Source organism: Variovorax guangxiensis, from assembly GCF_003952165.1.
Taxonomy (GTDB): domain Bacteria; phylum Pseudomonadota; class Gammaproteobacteria; order Burkholderiales; family Burkholderiaceae_C; genus Variovorax; species Variovorax guangxiensis.
The window spans coordinates 73,983-89,193 of sequence record NZ_RXFT01000011.1 but is presented as its reverse complement, the minus strand read 5'-3'; the positions used below and the strand labels follow the sequence as shown (position 1 = coordinate 89,193).

The 15,211-nt window shown below is 70.5% G+C and carries 17 protein-coding genes; 15 read left to right on the top strand and 2 right to left on the bottom strand.

The features are described from left to right. The first annotated feature begins 56 nt into the window (after nt 1-56). The 11 genes from EJP67_RS23570 to EJP67_RS23520 all read left to right on the top strand — a co-directional run bounded on the left by EJP67_RS23570 (nt 57) and on the right by EJP67_RS23520 (nt 7,774). Nucleotides 57-548: a P-loop nucleotide/nucleoside kinase family protein gene (locus EJP67_RS23570; RefSeq protein WP_126024149.1), complete on the top strand. Its 492-nt coding sequence runs from the start codon at nt 57-59 to the stop codon at nt 546-548. A gap of 28 nt (nt 549-576) precedes the next feature. Then, entirely contained in the window at nt 577-1,122 is a 546-nt protein-coding gene (locus EJP67_RS23565; protein ID WP_126024148.1) for a GNAT family N-acetyltransferase, read from the top strand. After that, a complete protein-coding gene (locus tag EJP67_RS23560) occupies nt 1,119-1,700 on the top strand; it encodes a DUF1439 domain-containing protein (RefSeq protein WP_126024147.1) in 582 nt (193 codons plus the stop codon). Before EJP67_RS23565 ends, EJP67_RS23560 begins: the two co-directional genes overlap by 4 nt. Beyond that, nucleotides 1,697-2,689, top strand: a complete 993-nt coding sequence (locus tag EJP67_RS23555; RefSeq protein WP_126024146.1) for a glycerophosphodiester phosphodiesterase — start codon at nt 1,697-1,699, stop codon at nt 2,687-2,689. The genes EJP67_RS23560 and EJP67_RS23555 overlap by 4 nt, the downstream gene beginning before the upstream one ends. Further along, complete coding sequence (locus EJP67_RS23550; RefSeq protein ID WP_126024145.1) at nt 2,686-2,967, top strand: hypothetical protein; 282 nt, start codon at nt 2,686-2,688, stop codon at nt 2,965-2,967. Before EJP67_RS23555 ends, EJP67_RS23550 begins: the two co-directional genes overlap by 4 nt. A gap of 36 nt (nt 2,968-3,003) precedes the next feature. Next, the gene (locus EJP67_RS23545) at nt 3,004-3,429 is read left to right on the top strand and encodes a DUF2946 family protein (protein WP_126024144.1); all 426 of its coding nucleotides are present in this window, start codon (nt 3,004-3,006) and stop codon (nt 3,427-3,429) included. An 80-nt stretch (nt 3,430-3,509) separates the two neighbouring features. Beyond that, on the top strand, nt 3,510-5,018 hold the full coding sequence (locus tag EJP67_RS23540) for a TolC family protein (RefSeq protein WP_126024143.1): 1,509 nt from the start codon (nt 3,510-3,512) through the stop codon (nt 5,016-5,018). Between the two features lies 1 nt (nt 5,019). After that, nucleotides 5,020-6,408, top strand: coding sequence for a multicopper oxidase family protein (locus EJP67_RS23535; RefSeq protein WP_126024142.1), 1,389 nt, complete (start codon nt 5,020-5,022; stop codon nt 6,406-6,408). Between the two features lie 40 nt (nt 6,409-6,448). After that, nucleotides 6,449-6,976 carry a cupredoxin domain-containing protein gene (locus EJP67_RS23530; RefSeq protein WP_126024141.1) on the top strand — a complete coding sequence of 176 codons (528 nt, stop codon included), beginning with the start codon at nt 6,449-6,451 and terminating at the stop codon, nt 6,974-6,976. Between the two features lie 10 nt (nt 6,977-6,986). Beyond that, nucleotides 6,987-7,442: a DUF411 domain-containing protein gene (locus tag EJP67_RS23525; protein WP_126024140.1), complete on the top strand. Its 456-nt coding sequence runs from the start codon at nt 6,987-6,989 to the stop codon at nt 7,440-7,442. Nucleotides 7,443-7,483: 41 nt separating this feature from the next. Next, a complete protein-coding gene (locus EJP67_RS23520) occupies nt 7,484-7,774 on the top strand; it encodes a copper-binding protein (RefSeq protein WP_126024139.1) in 291 nt (96 codons plus the stop codon). On the opposite strand, the gene EJP67_RS23515 is transcribed toward EJP67_RS23520, so the two are convergent. After that, on the bottom strand, nt 7,743-8,636 hold the full coding sequence (locus EJP67_RS23515; RefSeq protein WP_126024138.1) for an isocitrate lyase/PEP mutase family protein: 894 nt from the start codon (nt 8,634-8,636) through the stop codon (nt 7,743-7,745). The two genes, EJP67_RS23520 and EJP67_RS23515, sit on opposite strands and share 32 nt — an antisense overlap. A gap of 107 nt (nt 8,637-8,743) precedes the next feature. Here EJP67_RS23515 and EJP67_RS23510 point away from each other — a divergent pair, with 107 nt between their 5' ends. Continuing rightward, complete coding sequence (locus EJP67_RS23510) at nt 8,744-9,640, top strand: LysR family transcriptional regulator (protein WP_126024137.1); 897 nt, start codon at nt 8,744-8,746, stop codon at nt 9,638-9,640. Here the strand turns inward: EJP67_RS23510 and EJP67_RS23505 are convergent. Further along, on the bottom strand, nt 9,637-10,935 hold the full coding sequence (locus tag EJP67_RS23505; RefSeq protein WP_126024136.1) for an NAD(P)/FAD-dependent oxidoreductase: 1,299 nt from the start codon (nt 10,933-10,935) through the stop codon (nt 9,637-9,639). The genes EJP67_RS23510 and EJP67_RS23505 overlap by 4 nt on opposite strands. 41 nt (nt 10,936-10,976) lie before the next feature. Here EJP67_RS23505 and EJP67_RS23500 point away from each other — a divergent pair, with 41 nt between their 5' ends. The 3 genes from EJP67_RS23500 to pabB are packed head-to-tail and all read left to right on the top strand — an operon-like array spanning nt 10,977 to nt 15,185. After that, nucleotides 10,977-12,008: a P1 family peptidase gene (locus tag EJP67_RS23500; protein ID WP_126024135.1), complete on the top strand. Its 1,032-nt coding sequence runs from the start codon at nt 10,977-10,979 to the stop codon at nt 12,006-12,008. Between the two features lie 17 nt (nt 12,009-12,025). Further along, nucleotides 12,026-13,414, top strand: coding sequence for a TAXI family TRAP transporter solute-binding subunit (locus EJP67_RS23495; RefSeq protein WP_126024134.1), 1,389 nt, complete (start codon nt 12,026-12,028; stop codon nt 13,412-13,414). Further along, nucleotides 13,404-15,185, top strand: a complete 1,782-nt coding sequence (pabB, locus tag EJP67_RS23490) for an aminodeoxychorismate synthase component I (protein WP_126024133.1) — start codon at nt 13,404-13,406, stop codon at nt 15,183-15,185. Before EJP67_RS23495 ends, pabB begins: the two co-directional genes overlap by 11 nt. Nucleotides 15,186-15,211 lie beyond the last annotated feature (26 nt).

Here is a 15,211-nt window from a genome sequence, read left to right as displayed (position 1 = left end):
GAGGCGGGTTTTTCGTTTCCTGGGGCATCTTTCTTCCACCCCTCCAGGAGATCGATATGACACCACTCCCCCGCGCCGTGCTCCACATGGTCTGCGGCAAGATCGGCGCCGGCAAGTCCACGCTCACGCGGCAGCTCGCCGAAGCGCCCACCACGGTGCTGATCAGCGAGGACACATGGCTGGCCGCGCTGTACCCCGGCGAGATCCACGAACTGCCCGACTACGTGCGCCGTGCGGGCCGGCTGAAGAAGGCGATGGCGGAGCATGTGGTGGCGCTGCTCGGCGCGGGCGTTTCGGTGGTGCTCGACTTTCCCGCCAACACGGTGGCCAGCCGCCAGTGGATGCGCGGCATCTTCGAGGGCGCCGGCGCGGCGCACGCGCTGCACTTTCTCGACGTGCCCGACGAGGTCTGCAAGGCCCGCCTGCGCGCGCGCAACGCGAGCGGCACGCATCCCTTCGAGACGACGGACGCGCAGTTCGACCTGATCGGCAGCCACTTCGCCGCGCCGTCGCCGGAGGAAGGCTTCGACGTCGTCCGGCATGGCTGAGGTCTCGCACCGCTATGCTCTGCCCTCGATGCAGATCGAACAAGCCAGGCCCGACGAGGCCGCCACAGTCGCCGCCGTGCTGAACGAAGCCGCCCGATGGATTGCCGCCGAGGGCCGGCCGCTGTGGTCGGCTGCCGACGTCGGCCTGGAGCGCGTGCAGCGCGACACCGATGCCGGCGGCTACTTCATCGCCCGCGCAGGCACTGACGTGGCCGGCGTGGTGCGGATCGACCTCGAGGACCCGGGCTTCTGGCCCGAGATGGAAAGCGGCAGCGCGCTCTACGTGCACAAGCTCGCGGTGAGCCGGGCCTGGGCGGGGCATGGCGTTTCGGTGCGGCTGCTGGAGTTCGCGCGCGAACGCGCGGCGCAACTGGGCCGACCTTGGCTGCGGCTCGACTGCGTGGCCGACCGGACGCCGCTGCGCTCGCTGTACGAGCGCTTCGGTTTTTCGCTGCACAGCGAAATCCACAAGGGCGAGCGGGCCTTCGCCCGCTACGAGATGCAGGTACAGGCCATCGGCGCGCCGCCCGGCACCGGGAAACTTCCCGCCTGTGGCAAGCTCGGAGCCCTATGAACCACCGCAACCCGCCCCCCACCTCCCGCCGCCGGGTGCTGCGCGCGCTGCTGGGCGCCACGGCGCTGCAGGCGCCCTTCGCGGCGCTGGCCGGTTTCAACTTCTTCACCAGCGAATACACCGCCAGCCGCGACGAGCTGCAAACGCAGATCGCCAAGCGCTTTCCGGTGGCAGAGCGCTATGCCGAGATCTTCATGGTCGGCCTGCGCGATCCGCAGCTGGGCCTGGATTCGAAGGCCAATCGCGCCGCCATCACCGCCACGCTGACCATCGCGAGCCCGCTGCTGGCGGCTTCGCCGGTGCAGGGCGTGGTGTCGGTCAGCAGCGCCCTGCGGTACGACGCCACGGCGCGCGCGCTGCGGCTTGACCAGCCCAAGGCCGAGCGCCTGGAGCTGCAGGGCATCGAGGGCCGCGACGCGGAGCGGCTGCAGAAGGTGGGCGCGGTGGTCGCGCAGGAGCTGCTGCAGGGGCAGGTGCTGCGCAGCTTCACGGCCGACGAGCTCACCGTGGGGCGCAAGACCTACGAGATCGGCGACATCACCGTGCAGGACAACGGCATCAAGGTACAGCTCAAATGAAATACACCCTCCTGGCCTCGGCGCTGCTCCTGGCCGGCTGCTCGGCCATCATGCCCACGGCCAAGCAGCATTTCGACCTCGAAGCCCATCGCGGCGGACGCGGACTGGCGCCCGAGAACACGCTGGCCGCGTTCTCCAACGCAGTCGACATGGGCGTGACCACGCTGGAGCTGGACATCGGGCTCACGGCCGATGGCGTGGTCGTGATCTCGCACGACACCTCGCTCAACCCCGACCACACGCGCGACGCGAGCGGCGCATGGCTCGCGCCGAAGAGCGGCGCGCCCATCCGCACGCTCACGCTGGCACAGCTGCAGACCTACGACGTGGGGCGCATCAACCCGGCGAGCAACTACGGCAAGCTGTTCGCGCTGCAGGCTCCGCGCGACGGCGAGCGCATTCCCACGCTGGCCTCGCTCTTCGCGCAAGTGCAGGCTCGCGGCGCGGATGCCGCCACGGTGCGCTTCAACATCGAGACCAAGATCGACCCGTCGAAGCCCGACGAAACCGCCGCGCCCGAGCCGATGGTGCGCGCGCTGCTCGCCGAGATCGACAAGGCGAACATGGCCGGCCGCGTGACCATCCAGAGCTTCGACTGGCGCACGCTCACGCTGGTGGGCAAGCTCGCGCCGCAGCTGCCGCGCGCCTATCTCACCACGGCCCGCACGCTGAAGGACAAGCGCTGGACCGACGGCCTCGACGCGGCCAGCTTCGCCTCGGTGCCGCAGATGGTCAGGGCCGCGTCGGCCAATGCGCCGGGGCCGGTGATCTGGTCGCCGGCCTTCGCCGACCTCACGCCCGAGGTCATTCGCGAGGCCCACAAGCTCGGCCTGAAGGTGCTGCCCTGGACGGTGAACCAGCGCGCCGACATGCAGCGGCTGATGGACTGGGGCGCCGACGGCATCATCACCGACTACCCCGACATCCTGCGCGACCTGATGCGCGAACGCGGCCTCTCGCTGCCGCCTCCCGGAAAGAACGCATCGTGAGCGCCGCGCTGCAGCAGCTCGACGCAATCGCCGCGCGCGTCGCGGCCTTGCGCAACAACGAAGGCGGCTCCGTCACCACGCTGTCGGACGAGGCCCGCGCCAGTACCGAACTGCTGGGCGCCCTCCCCCCGCGCTACGGCGAGGTGCTGCTCGGCCTGCTCGACCGGCTGGAGTCGAGCGCGCTCTTCAGCGAGGAAAGCTGCTCCTTCAGCCAGAAGGACCTGCTCGACAACCTGCAGGTGTGGGTCGACAAGGCCCGCGGCCAACTGGTGTCTTGACCTGCGTGCCGATCCGCCGGTTTATCATCCCGCCCCATGCGCACCCTGCTGCTCGCCATCATGATCGTCCTGCTGCCCATCCGCGGCTGGCTGGGCGATGCCATGGCGGTCGAGATGGTGCGGCATTCGCTGCCGGCGGCCATGGAGGCCGCTACCGTGGCCTCAGCAGCAACCGAAGCCCATTGCCACGAGGCGATGGATGCCGATGCAGGCGGCGACATGGCGATGGCCATGTCGTCTGCCCACGGCAGCAGCCATGACGACGGCAGCAGCAACACCAGCCACAACGACCACCAAGGCTGCGGCACCTGCGTCGCCTGCCAGGTCTGCCACACCGTGGCGCTCGGCGGCATGCCTGTTGTCGCCATCGTTCACGGCGCGCCCCAGGCGTCGCCCGCGGCCCACGCGGCACGCTTCGCCAGCGCGGAGCCCGTCCAGGGCCTGAAGCCGCCCATTTCCTGATCTCCCTGCCCGTAGTCCGTCCGCAGTGAGCCCGTTGTTCCGGCTCGCGGCGTCCGTCGTATTGCTCATGGAGATCGAAAGTGAATTCCCTCATTCGCCGGCAGGCTGCCGGCACCCGTGGCCATCGCAGGCGTAGCGAAGCGCGCCCGCCGCGGCTCCCATCCATCGGAACCATCAGGACCGGCGCAGCGCTGGCCGCCGCGCTGGTGCTCGCCGGCTGCGCCAGCCTCTCGCCCGACGGCGGCAGCGCCGACGTGCAGGCGCTGGTGTCGGGCAACCCGCTCATGGCGGGCGCCACCGCCCAGCGCACGCCCGACGAGGCTTCGCAGAAGAGCGTCGATGCGCTGCTGGCCAAACCGCTGGACGTCGAGTCCGCGGTGCGCATCGCGCTCATCAACGGCCCGCGCGTGCAGGACGCCTTCGCGACCCTGCAGCTCAGCGATGCCGACCGCGTGCAGGCCGCGAGCCTGCCGAACCCGGTGCTCTCCTTCAGTCGCCTGGCGCAGGGCAGCGAGCGCGAGTTCGAGCGGATGCTCAGCTTCAACGTGCTGGGCCTCGTCACGCTGCCATGGCAGGCCCGGTGGGCCGGCCAGCGGCACGAGGCCGCCAAGCTGCAGGCCGCGCAGAGCGTGCTGATGCTCGCGGCCGACACGCGCCGCGCCTGGGTTCGCGCAGTGGCCGCACAACAGGGCGTGGCCTATCTGCGTGACGCGAAGGAAACCGCCGAAGCCGGTGCCGAGCTCGCGCACCGCATGGCCCAGGCCGGCAACTGGAGCGCGCTGCAGCGCACGCGCGAACAGCTGCTGCTGGCCGACGCCGCTGCACAGCTTGCGCGCGCCGAGCAGTCCGCAGTCGCCTCGCGCGAGCAGCTCACGCGCCTGATGGGCCTGGGTGGCGAACGCGCCGCGAGCTACACCCTGCCCGACCGTCTGCCGCCGCTGCCGAAGGCCGCGCCGGAGCTCGGCGACGTGCAGGCGCGGGCGCTGCGCGACCGCCTGGACGTGCGCTCGGCACAGGCGCAGAACAACGCTGTGGCCGGCTCGCTCGGCCTCACGCACGCCACCAGCGTCATCAACGCGCTGGAGATCGGCGTGGTGCGCAACACCACCTTCGACAACGACGCCGACCGCACGAAGAAGACCCAGCGCGGCTTCGACCTGGAGCTGCCGATTCCCATCTTCGACTGGGGCCAGTCCCGCAACGGCCGCGCCGAGGCGCAGTACCTGCAGTCGGCGGCCCGCGTGCGCGACGTGGGCGTGCTCGCCGCGAGCGAGGCGCGCGAGGCATGGCAGGGCTGGAACACGGCGTACGCGCTCGCCCGCCGCTACCGCGACGAGGTGCTGCCGCTGCGCAGGAAGGTCAACGAGGAAATGGTGCTGCGCTACAACGGCATGCTCGCCAGCGTGTGGGAACTGCTGGGCGAGACGCGCGCCAGCATGCTCGCGGTGAACGCGGGCATCGAGGCGCAGCGCGATTTCTGGATCGCCGACACCGACCTGCAGCTGGTGCTCACGGGCAGCTCGCCCGGTGGAATGTCCGCGCTGCAGACCGCTTCGGCCACCGAAGCGCCGGCAACGGGAGGGCACTGACATGAACCGCCGCAACTTCTTCGCGGGCGCGGCCACGGCCGTCGCCGCCACGAGCGTGAGCCGCGTGTCGATGGCCGCGCTGCCCGAGCCGGTGTCGCAGGGCTCCACCGCCACCGCACCGCCGCTCTTGCCGCCCAACGGCCGCCCCTACAACCCTGTCGTCACGCTCAACGGCTGGACGCTGCCCTGGCGCATGAACGCCGGGGTCAAGGAATTCCACCTCGTCGCCGAGCCGGTGGTGCGCGAGATGGCGCCGGGCTTCAAGGTCAACATGTGGGGCTACAACGGCCAGTCGCCCGGCCCGACCATCGAGGTGGTCGAGGGCGACCGCGTGCGCATCTTCGTCACCAACAGGCTGCCCGAGCACACCACCGTGCACTGGCACGGCCAGCGCCTGCCCAACGGCATGGACGGCGTGGGCGGCATCACGCAGCCGCACATTCCGCCGGGCAGGACCTTCGTCTACGAGTTCACCGCGCGCCGGCCCGGCACCTTCATGTACCACCCGCACGCCGACGAGATGGTGCAGATGGCGATGGGGATGATGGGCTTCTGGGTGACGCACCCGAAGGAAAGCCATCCGCTGATCGAGCCGGTGCAGCGCGACTTCTGCTTCCTGCTCGGCAGCTTCGACGTGGAGCCCGGCAGCGCCACGCCCAAGGTCAACACCATGACCGACTTCAACATCTGGAGCTTCAACAGCCGCGTGTTCCCGGGCATCGACACGCTCAACGTGCGCAAGGGCGACCGCGTGCGCATCCGCGTGGGCAACCTGACGATGACCAACCACCCGATCCACATCCACGGCCACGAGTTCGAGGTGACCGGCACCGACGGCGGCCCCGTGCCGCGCACCGCGCGCTGGCCCGAGGTGTCGGTGGACGTGGCGGTGGGCCAGATGCGGCAGCTGGAGTTCATCGCCGACGAGGAAGGCGACTGGGCCATGCACTGCCACAAGTCGCACCACGCCATGGGCCCGATGGGCCACGACGTGCCCACCATGATCGGTGTCGACCACAAGGGCGTGGCCGAGAAGATAAAAAAGCTCGTCCCCGACTACATGGTGATGGGCGACAAAGGCATGGCCGACATGGGCGAGATGGAGATGCCCATTCCCGACAACACCGTGCCGATGATGACCGGCACCGGCCCCTTCGGCTCGGCCGAGATGGGCGGCATGTTCACGCTGCTGAAGGTGCGGCGCGACCAGAAACCCGGCGACTACCGCGACCCGGGCTGGTTCAGGCACCCGCCGGGCACCGTCGCGCGCGAGGTGAAGGGCGCGAACGTGCCGCCGGCGACCCGCAAGGAAGCCCCGGCCTCGCCGACGGGCGCCAAGCCCGACGCGACCGTGCGCAAGCCCTCGGGGCATGACGCGCACAACCACTGACCTCTGCTCTTTCGTCCTCCTTTCTCACGGAGCTCACCTCATGAAAAAGACACAACTCAAGTCCATCGTCGCGGGCCTTGCGCTCGCGGCACTCGCCAGCGCCTCGTTCGCGCACGAGGCCCACAACAAACCCAGGCCGAAGGGCGCCGCCGAACTCGCGCCCGAGCAGAAGCCCTGGGGCATCGCCGGCAAGAGCAGCGCGGTGAAGCGCACCATCGACATCGCGATGGCCGACGACATGAGCTTCAAGCCCTCGGTCATCGAGGTGCGCGAGGGCGACACCGTCCGCCTGCGCTTGAAGAACCGCGGCAAGGAGCTGCACGAGCTGGTGCTCGGCACCACCGCCGAGATCGAGGCCCACGCGGCCATGATGAAGAAGTTTCCGGACATGGAGCACGACGATCCATGGATGGTCCACGTGCCCGCCGGCAAGACCGGCAGCATGGTCTGGACCTTCAACCGCGCCGGCGACTTCGACTTCGCCTGCCTCGTGAAGGACCACTACGAGCTCGGCATGGCGGGCCGCGTCCGCGTGCTGCCTGCCGCCATGGGCGGCCACAAATCCTGAAGGAGACCCCATGAAGAGAAGACGCGTGTTGCTGGCGTTGGCTTCCACCGCCATGCCTTTCGCCGCGACCAAAGCGCTGGCCGCCGCGCCGATGGTCGAGATCTGGAAGGACCCGAACTGCGGCTGCTGCCAGGACTGGGTGAAGCATCTCAACAGGAACGGCTTCGCCACCCGTGTGCACGACGAAGGCAACACGGCCGCGCGCAACCGGCTGGGCATTCCGGCCAAGCTAGGCTCCTGCCACACGGGCCTCGTCGGCGGCTACGCCATCGAAGGCCATGTGCCCGCGCGCGAAATGCAGCGGCTGCTGAAGGAAAAGCCCAAGGCCGTCGGCCTTGCGGTGCCCGGCATGCCGGTCGGCTCGCCGGGCATGGACGGCCCGGCCTACGGCGACCAGCGCGATCCCTACGACGTGCTGCTGGTGCTGGCCGATGGCAGCACGCGCGTCTTCCAGAGCTATCGCTGAATCGATCCTCGAACCACCCAGACAAGGAAAGCAAACTCATCATGAAGAAACTGTTCACTGCCCTCTCCGCCACCCTGCTCGCCGCCGCGGCTTTCGCCCAGGCTGCCCTGCCCTCCGTGGAGGGCGAGGTGCGCAAGATCGACCTCGACGCGAAGAAGATCACGCTGAAGCACGGCGACATTCCCAACCTCGAAATGACGGGCATGACGATGGTGTTCCGCGTGAGCGACCCCGCGCTGCTCGGCAAGGTGAAGCCCGGCGACAAGGTGCAGTTCACCGCCGACAAGGTCGACGGCGCGCTCACCGTGCTGTCGATAGCTCCGGCGAACTGAGCCCGGCCCGCAGCGCGGCTTCGAACACCGCGTTCAGCTCGCGCTGCGGGATCTGGCTGCTCGCGTAGGAAACCGTTCCCAGCGTGCGCAGTTCCTGCGCGCTGCGCCGCACGAGCGCCATGGCCGAGCGCGCGATCGAACCACCCACGCTGATGCGCCTGGCGCCGGCCTCGATCAGGCTGAAGGCGCTGGCGCCCGCCTCGTTCAGCCCCATCACGATGTTGAGCGGGCCCGCGATCTCGCGCGCCAGCGTCGACACCAGCGACGGATCGGTGACGCCGGGCACGAACACGCAGTCCGCGCCAGCCTCGATGAAGCGGTTGGCGCGCTGGATCGCGATGCGCAGCGCGCCGTTGCCTGGAAACTGGAACGCGTCGGTGCGCGCATTCAGCACGAAGCTGCCGCCGGCCGCATCGATGGCGGCGCGGGCGGCCGCGATGCGGGCCACGGCCAGTTGCTCGTCGAACAGGCGTCCGTGCGCGGCATCGGTGTCCTCGATATTGCCGCCAGCCGCGCCTGCATCCATCGCCACGCGGACCGTGTCGGCCACATCTTCGGGCGCGTCGCCGTAGCCCGCTTCCAGATCGGCATTGACGGGGATGGAGACCGCTGCGGCGATCTTCCCGACCACTTCCAGCATCTCCTCGCGCCCTACCGCGAGCCGCGAGTCCCTCACGTTGTAGTCGGGCCTGCCCAGCGAGAACGCGATGCCCGCGCTGGTGGTGCCTATCGCCTCGAAGCCCTCCGCCGCGAGCAGCACCGCGCTGCCCGGGTCCCAGGCGTTGGGCATGACGAATCCGCGATTCGCGCGGTGCAGTTCGAGAAAGGCGCGGCCGCGCGCCAGGCGTGTCTTCGGGTCCATTCCAGCTCCGGCTTGATCGATGAAGGCCCGATCGTCGCGGCCGCTGTGGCACGCGTCAAACGCATAATATTTCTTCAACCCATCGATTCTTTGCATGGATTCGCCACATGGACTCGGAAGCCCTCGCCACATTCCTGACGGTCCACCGGCAAGGCGGCGTGTCGGCCGCCGCGACCGCCCTCTCGCGCACGCAGTCGGCCATCAGCCGCCGCCTGGCGCTGCTTGAAGAGGAGCTCGACGCCCCGCTCTTCGAGCGCGTGGGCCGGGGGCTGCGGCTGAGCCAGGCGGGCGAGGCGCTGCTGCCGCATGCGGAGAAGGTCGCTGCAGCGCTGGGCGACGCGGTGGCCGCCGTGCAGGCCGCGAAATCCGACGCGGCGGGAACGGTGCACATCGCCGCCGTCGGCACGCTGGCAAGCTCGGGCCTCGCGGCGGTGCTCGCGAAGCTGCGGACCTCGCTGCCCGGCCTCGACATCCGCCTGCAGACGGCCACCAGCGCCGAGGTCAGCGAGAAGGTGCGCGCGAGCGACGTGGCAGTGGGGCTGCGCTACTACGAAGACCCGTCGCCGGACCTGCTGTGCAAGGTCATCCACAACGAGCAGCTGGTGGTGGCCTGCGCGCCGTCGCATCCGCTGGCGGGCAGGCGTCTGAAGTCGCTGGTGCGGCTCTCGAAGGAGCGGTGGCTGGCCTTTCCGCAGCCGCCCCGGCGCACCGAGCCGCATGCGGAGGCGATCTTTTCGCAGTTCCTCGTGCGGGGCGTGGAGCGCATCGACTGGAGTGCGGTCGACAGCCTCACGGCGCAGAAGCGGCTGGTGGAGGCGGGATTCGGCCTCGCCTTCCTGCAGGCAAGCGGCATCGCGGAAGAAGTCGCGCGGGGCAGCCTCGCGCTGATCCGCATCGACGATCTCGACGTGCGCGTGCCCGTGGCGTGCGTGGTGCGCCGCTCGGCGTTTCTCAGCCGTGCGACGCGCGCCCTGCTCGCCGAGCTGGAACGCGCCGCGTTCTAGTAGAAGCGCGCCGGGTCGAATGGCGCCAGCGGAGTCTCCGGATCGGTGCCCGCGAGCAACTGCGCCGCTAGCCGCCCCGTGCGCGCCGAGCCGCACAGGCCGACATGGCCATGGCCGAAGGCCAGCACGATGTCGGGCGTCGCGGCAGCCGGCCCGATGCAGGGCAAGCCATCGGGCAGGCTCGGGCGATGCCCCAGCCAGTGCTTCACGGTGACCGCCCCCGATGCGGGCCGTACAAGCGAGGGAAACATCGATTGCAGATGCGCGTGCAGGATCTCGGCGCGGCGCCAGTCCGGCGCGGCTTCGAGGCCCGCGATCTCCACCTGCCCGGCCGCGCGCAGGCCGCCGTCCATCCAGTGCGCGATGAGCTTGCCGTCGGCCACCATGGTCGGCGTGCGCGGGCCGGCCTTGGCGTCTTCGACGACCACGTGGTAGCCGCGCTCCGATTCCAGAGGCACCGCCGAGCCGGCCGCCGCCGCCAGCGGGCCCGAGCGGGCACCGGCGCAGATGGCGGCGGCGTCGCAGGCGATCTCGCCGGTATCGGTGAGCACGGCTCGCAGGCGGCCGCCCTCGATGCGGAAACCAGACGCGCGAGCCGCAATGCGCTCGGCGCCCGCGTCGAGCGCATGCCGTGCCAGCTCAGCCACGTAGCGGCCCGGGTCGCGGCAGTGGCCGGCCTCGGGCACGAAGATGCCGAGCGTGTAGCGCGCATCCAGGTCGGGCTCGCGGCGGCGGAGTTCGTCCTGCGGCCATTCCTCCCACTGCACGCCGGTGCGCCGGCGCACGCGCCAGCCCAGCGCGTCGCCGTCGAACTCGGCGCGCGAGCGGTAGGCATGCAGCAGCCCGCGCTGCTCGATGAGCTGGGGCACGCCGGCTTCGGCTGCCAGCCGCGCATGCAGCGCAGGCGCATCGGCCAGCAGCGTGCGAAGCGCGTCGGCCGTGCGCTGCACGCGCGCCTCGGTCCAGCCTGAAGCCAGGTAGCGCAGCAGCCACGGCAAGGCGCGCGGCAGGTAGCGCCAGCGCAGGGCCAGCGGGCCGAGCGGATCGGCCAGCCAGCCCGGCACCTTGCGCCATGCGCCCGGCAGCGCGGGCGGCACCACCGAGTGCGACGAAAGCCAGCCGGCATTGCCGTAGCTGGTGGCGTGCTGGCCGCCCGGCTCGCCGGGCTCCAGCACCGGCACGCGCAGGCCCGCGCGCAGCGCCTCGATGGCGGTGGCGCTGCCGACCGCGCCCGCGCCGATCACCACCACGTGGCGAACCCCGCCGGGGGAAGAGAAACTTCTTGCAACCGTCATGGCCGGCGATGGTAGAGGGTGCGGTCTCATAATCGGCCGCCATGTCAGCACCGTCTTCCTCCCTCCTCTCCCATTCCGCCGGTGCCATCACCGACGTCGCCGGCATCGAGGTCGGCCATTTCACCGAAACCCGCCGTCCCACCGGCTGCACCGTGATCATGGCGCGCGAAGGCGCGGTGGCCGGCGTGGACGTTCGCGGCGCCGCGCCCGGCACGCGCGAGACCGACCTGCTCTCGCCCGGCAACCTCGTGCAGCAGGTGCACGCGGTGATGCTCGCGGGCGGCAGCGCCTGGGGCCTGGCGTCCGCCGAAGGCGCGATGCGCTGGATGGAGGAACGCGGCATCGGCATGGACGTGCGCTTCGGCACCCTGCCCATCGTGCCGGCCGCCGTGCTGTTCGACCTGCCCTTGGGCGACGCGCGCATCCGTCCCGACGCGGCCGCCGGCTATGCGGCCTGCGAAGCCGCCAGCACCGCAGCGCCCGCCGAGGGCAACGTGGGCGCCGGCACCGGCGCGCTGGTGGGCAAGCTCTTCGGCGTGCACCGCGCGATGAAAGGCGGCGTCGGCACCGCATCGGTCAAGGTGGGCGGCGTCACGGTGGGTGCGCTGATTGCCGTGAACTCGCTGGGCGACGTGATCGACCACGACACCGGCCAGCCCGTGGCCGGCGCGCGCACCGAGGACGGCAATGCGCTGCTCGACACCCGCCGCGCGCTGCTGCGCGGCCTGAGCCCCAAGCCGCTGCTCGCGGGCACCAACACCACCATCGGCGTGATCGCCACCGACGCGGTGCTGACCAAGGTGCAGGCCAACCGGCTCGCCACGGTGGCGCACGACGGCCTGGCACGCGCCATCAACCCGGTGCACACCATGAGCGACGGCGACACGCTGTTCGCGCTGGCTACCGGCCGCGTGCCGCTGGAGGGCGACGCCCCCGGCATGACGGTGCTGAGCACCATGGCCGCCGAGGCCGTCGCCATCGCCACGCTGCGCGCGGTGCACGCGGCTCGCACGGTGACGGTGGGCGAGCTGCACATTCCCTGCGCGGCGGATCTCGGCAAGGCGCGCGGCTGACAACGGGAGGCATCACCATGGCGTTCCCCAGAACCCTGAAGCTGATACTGCTGTCGATCCGCGACCTGATCGCTTCGGCGGGGCCGATCGTGTTCATCGTCATCGGGCTGCTGGTCGCGGCCTACTGGTGGCTGCAGCCGCAGCCGCCCAAGCACGTGACGCTGGCCACCGGCCCAACGGGCAGCGCCTACGCCCAGTTCGGCAAGCGCTATGCCGAGGCGCTCAGGCACAACGGCATCGAGGTGGAGCTCAAGGCCACCTCGGGCTCGACCGAGAACCTGCAGCTGCTGCGCACCGGCGGCGCCGACGTGGGCTTCGTGCGCGGGGGCAGCGCCGACCCGAAGGCCGACGAGGAAGCCGGCCTCACCTCGCTGGGCAGCCTCTTCTACGAGCCGATCTGGCTCTTCTACCGCACCGACTCGGCCCAGAAGATCGACCGCAAGACCGCCACGCTGACCTCGCTCGCCCAGTTGCGCGGCCTGCGCGTGAACGTCGACCTGCCCGGCAGCGGGCTGCCGGACATCATGGAGCGCATGCTCAAGGCCAACAGGCTCGGGCCCGACGACCTGCTGCTGTCTAACCTGGAACAGGCCTCGGCCGCCGAGGCGCTGGAAGCCGGCATCCTCGACGCCATCGTGCTGTCTTCCGCGCCGCAGTCGCCGCAGGTGCAGAGGCTGCTGCGCTCCGACTCGATCAAGCTCATGGACTTCGGTCAGGCCGACGCCTACTCGCGGCGCTTTCCCTTCCTCTCGGCCGTGACGCTGCCGCGCGGGATGATCGACCTGTCGAAGGACATGCCGCCGCACGACATGTCGCTGCTCGCGGCCACCACCTCGCTGCTGTCGCGCGACGAGACCCACCCCGCGCTGCGCCAGCTCTTCGCGCAGGCGGCGCAGTCGGTGCACAGCGGCGCCGGCTGGTTCAACCGCGCGCGCGACTTCCCCAACACCCGCACCAGCGAACTGCCGGTGAGCCCCGAGGGCGACCGCGCCATCAACGGCACGCCGCCGGTGTGGCAGCGCTACCTGCCCTTCTGGGCCAGCAACCTCGTGGAGCGCATGTGGCTGGTGCTCGGCGGCCTGCTGGTGCTGATGCTGCCGCTGAGCCGCGTGGTGCCGCCGCTGTACCAGTTCCGCGTGCGCCGGCGCGTGTTCCGCTGGTATGCGCGGCTGCGCGACATCGAGGCGAAGGTCGACGCACAGAAGGGCGAGCAGAAGGAACTGCTCGAAGACCTCGACCAGCTCGACCGCGTGGTCAACAAGGTGGCGGTGCCGCTGTCGTACGCCGACGAGCTCTATGCGCTGCGCAACAACATCTACGCGGTGCGCAAGCGGGTGCTGGCCAGGACACCGCAGGGCGCCGCGACCGAAGTGGCCCCTGAAACCGCCGCGAACGATGCCACCTGACGAGGCCCGGCCCGGGACATTGCGCACGCTGATCGACTTCGCACAGCCGCTCGGCACCGGCGGCCGGCTGCGGCTGGGTTTCGGCGAGCCTTCACGCGTGCTGGTGGCGCGCACCGCCGACGAGGTGCGGCCTGTGCTCGACGCCGTCGAAGCGCTGGCGCGCGAGGGGCGTTGGTGCGTGGGCTATCTGCGCTACGAAGCGGCGGCAGCGTTCGACCGCGCGTTCGCGGTGCATGCGGCGGATGGACCGCTGGCATGGTTCGGCGTGCACGACGAAGCCCTGCCCTGGCCCGAAGCCACGGACAACGAAGCTCCTGCGTCGCTCGACTGGCAGCTCGGTCTCTCTCGGGCGGACTTCGACAGCCGCATGCAGGCCATCCACCGCGCGATCTCCAACGGCGAGCTCTACCAGCTCAACTACACCGCCGCGCTGCACGCCGACTTCCCCGGCGAGCCGCTGGCCCTGTTCATGGCGCTGCGGCAGGCGCAGCCTGACGGCTATGCCGCCTTCATCGACACCGGCGAGGAGCAGCTTCTGTCGGTGTCGCCCGAGCTTTTCTTCGACTGGCAGGGCGAACGCATCCTGACGCGCCCGATGAAGGGCACGGCCCCGCGCGGCGCCACGCCCGCCGAGGACGAGGCTCTGGCCCGACGGCTTCGCACCGTGCCCAAGGAGCGGGCCGAGAACGTGATGATCGTGGACCTGATCCGCAACGACCTCTCGCGCGTGGCCAAGCCCTTCTCGGTGCGCGTGCCACGCCTCTTCCACACCGAGGCGCTGCCTACCGTGTGGCAGATGACGTCGGACGTGGAAGCCCTCGTGCGCGAAGGCACGACGCTGGCCGACGCGTTCGCGGCGCTGTTCCCGTGCGGCTCCATCACCGGCGCGCCCAAGGTGAGCGCGATGCGCATGATCCGCGAGCTGGAGCCCGAGGCGCGCGGCGTTTACTGCGGCGCGGTGGGCGTCGTGCAGCCCGGCGGCCATGCGATCTTCAACGTGCCGATCCGCACCGTGACATTGCGCGGCGCGCAGGCGCGCTGCGGCATCGGCAGCGGCATCACGGCCGATGCCCGGGCCGATGCGGAGTGGGAGGAATGGCGGCACAAGCGGGCCTTTCTGGACCGGGCGGGCCGGGCATCCGGGCCACCGTTCGACCTGCTCGAAACCCTCGCGCTGGTGGATGGCGAAATCCGCGACGCACCGGCCCATCTGGCGCGCATGGCGATCGCAGCCGCGCATTTCGAGCGCCCGTGGAACCAGGCGTCGGCTGCCTTCTGCCTCGACGATCTGAAGGCCCGGCACGCCACGGGCATGTGGCGTGTGCGCCTGCTGCTCGACGCACAAGGCACGCCGCGCGCCGAAGCCTTCGCGATGGAAGCCCCGCCCGCGCGCGTGCGCCTGCAGCTCGCCACGCGCCCTTTCGGCGAGGCCCACAGCGAGTTCACCCGCTTCAAGACCACCCGCCGCGCCCACTACGAAGCCCTCGCGCCCACGGAACCCGGCGCGTTCGACACGCTGCTGTGGAACCGCGACGGCGAGATCACCGAATGCACGCGTGGCAACATCGCCCTGCTGCTGGACAGCCGCTGGGTCACGCCGCCGCTGCGCTGCGGGCTGCTCGGCGGCATCGGCCGCGCCAATCGCCTGCGCAGCGGCCAGCTTGCCGAAGCGGTCGTGCGCGTGGACGATCTGCCCCGCGTGCAGGCCCTCGCCTTCGTCAACAGCCTGCGCGGCTGGATCGATGCCGACTTTGCCCCTTTTCAAAAATAGTTCGACAAAGCGCTTGACTTAGAGCG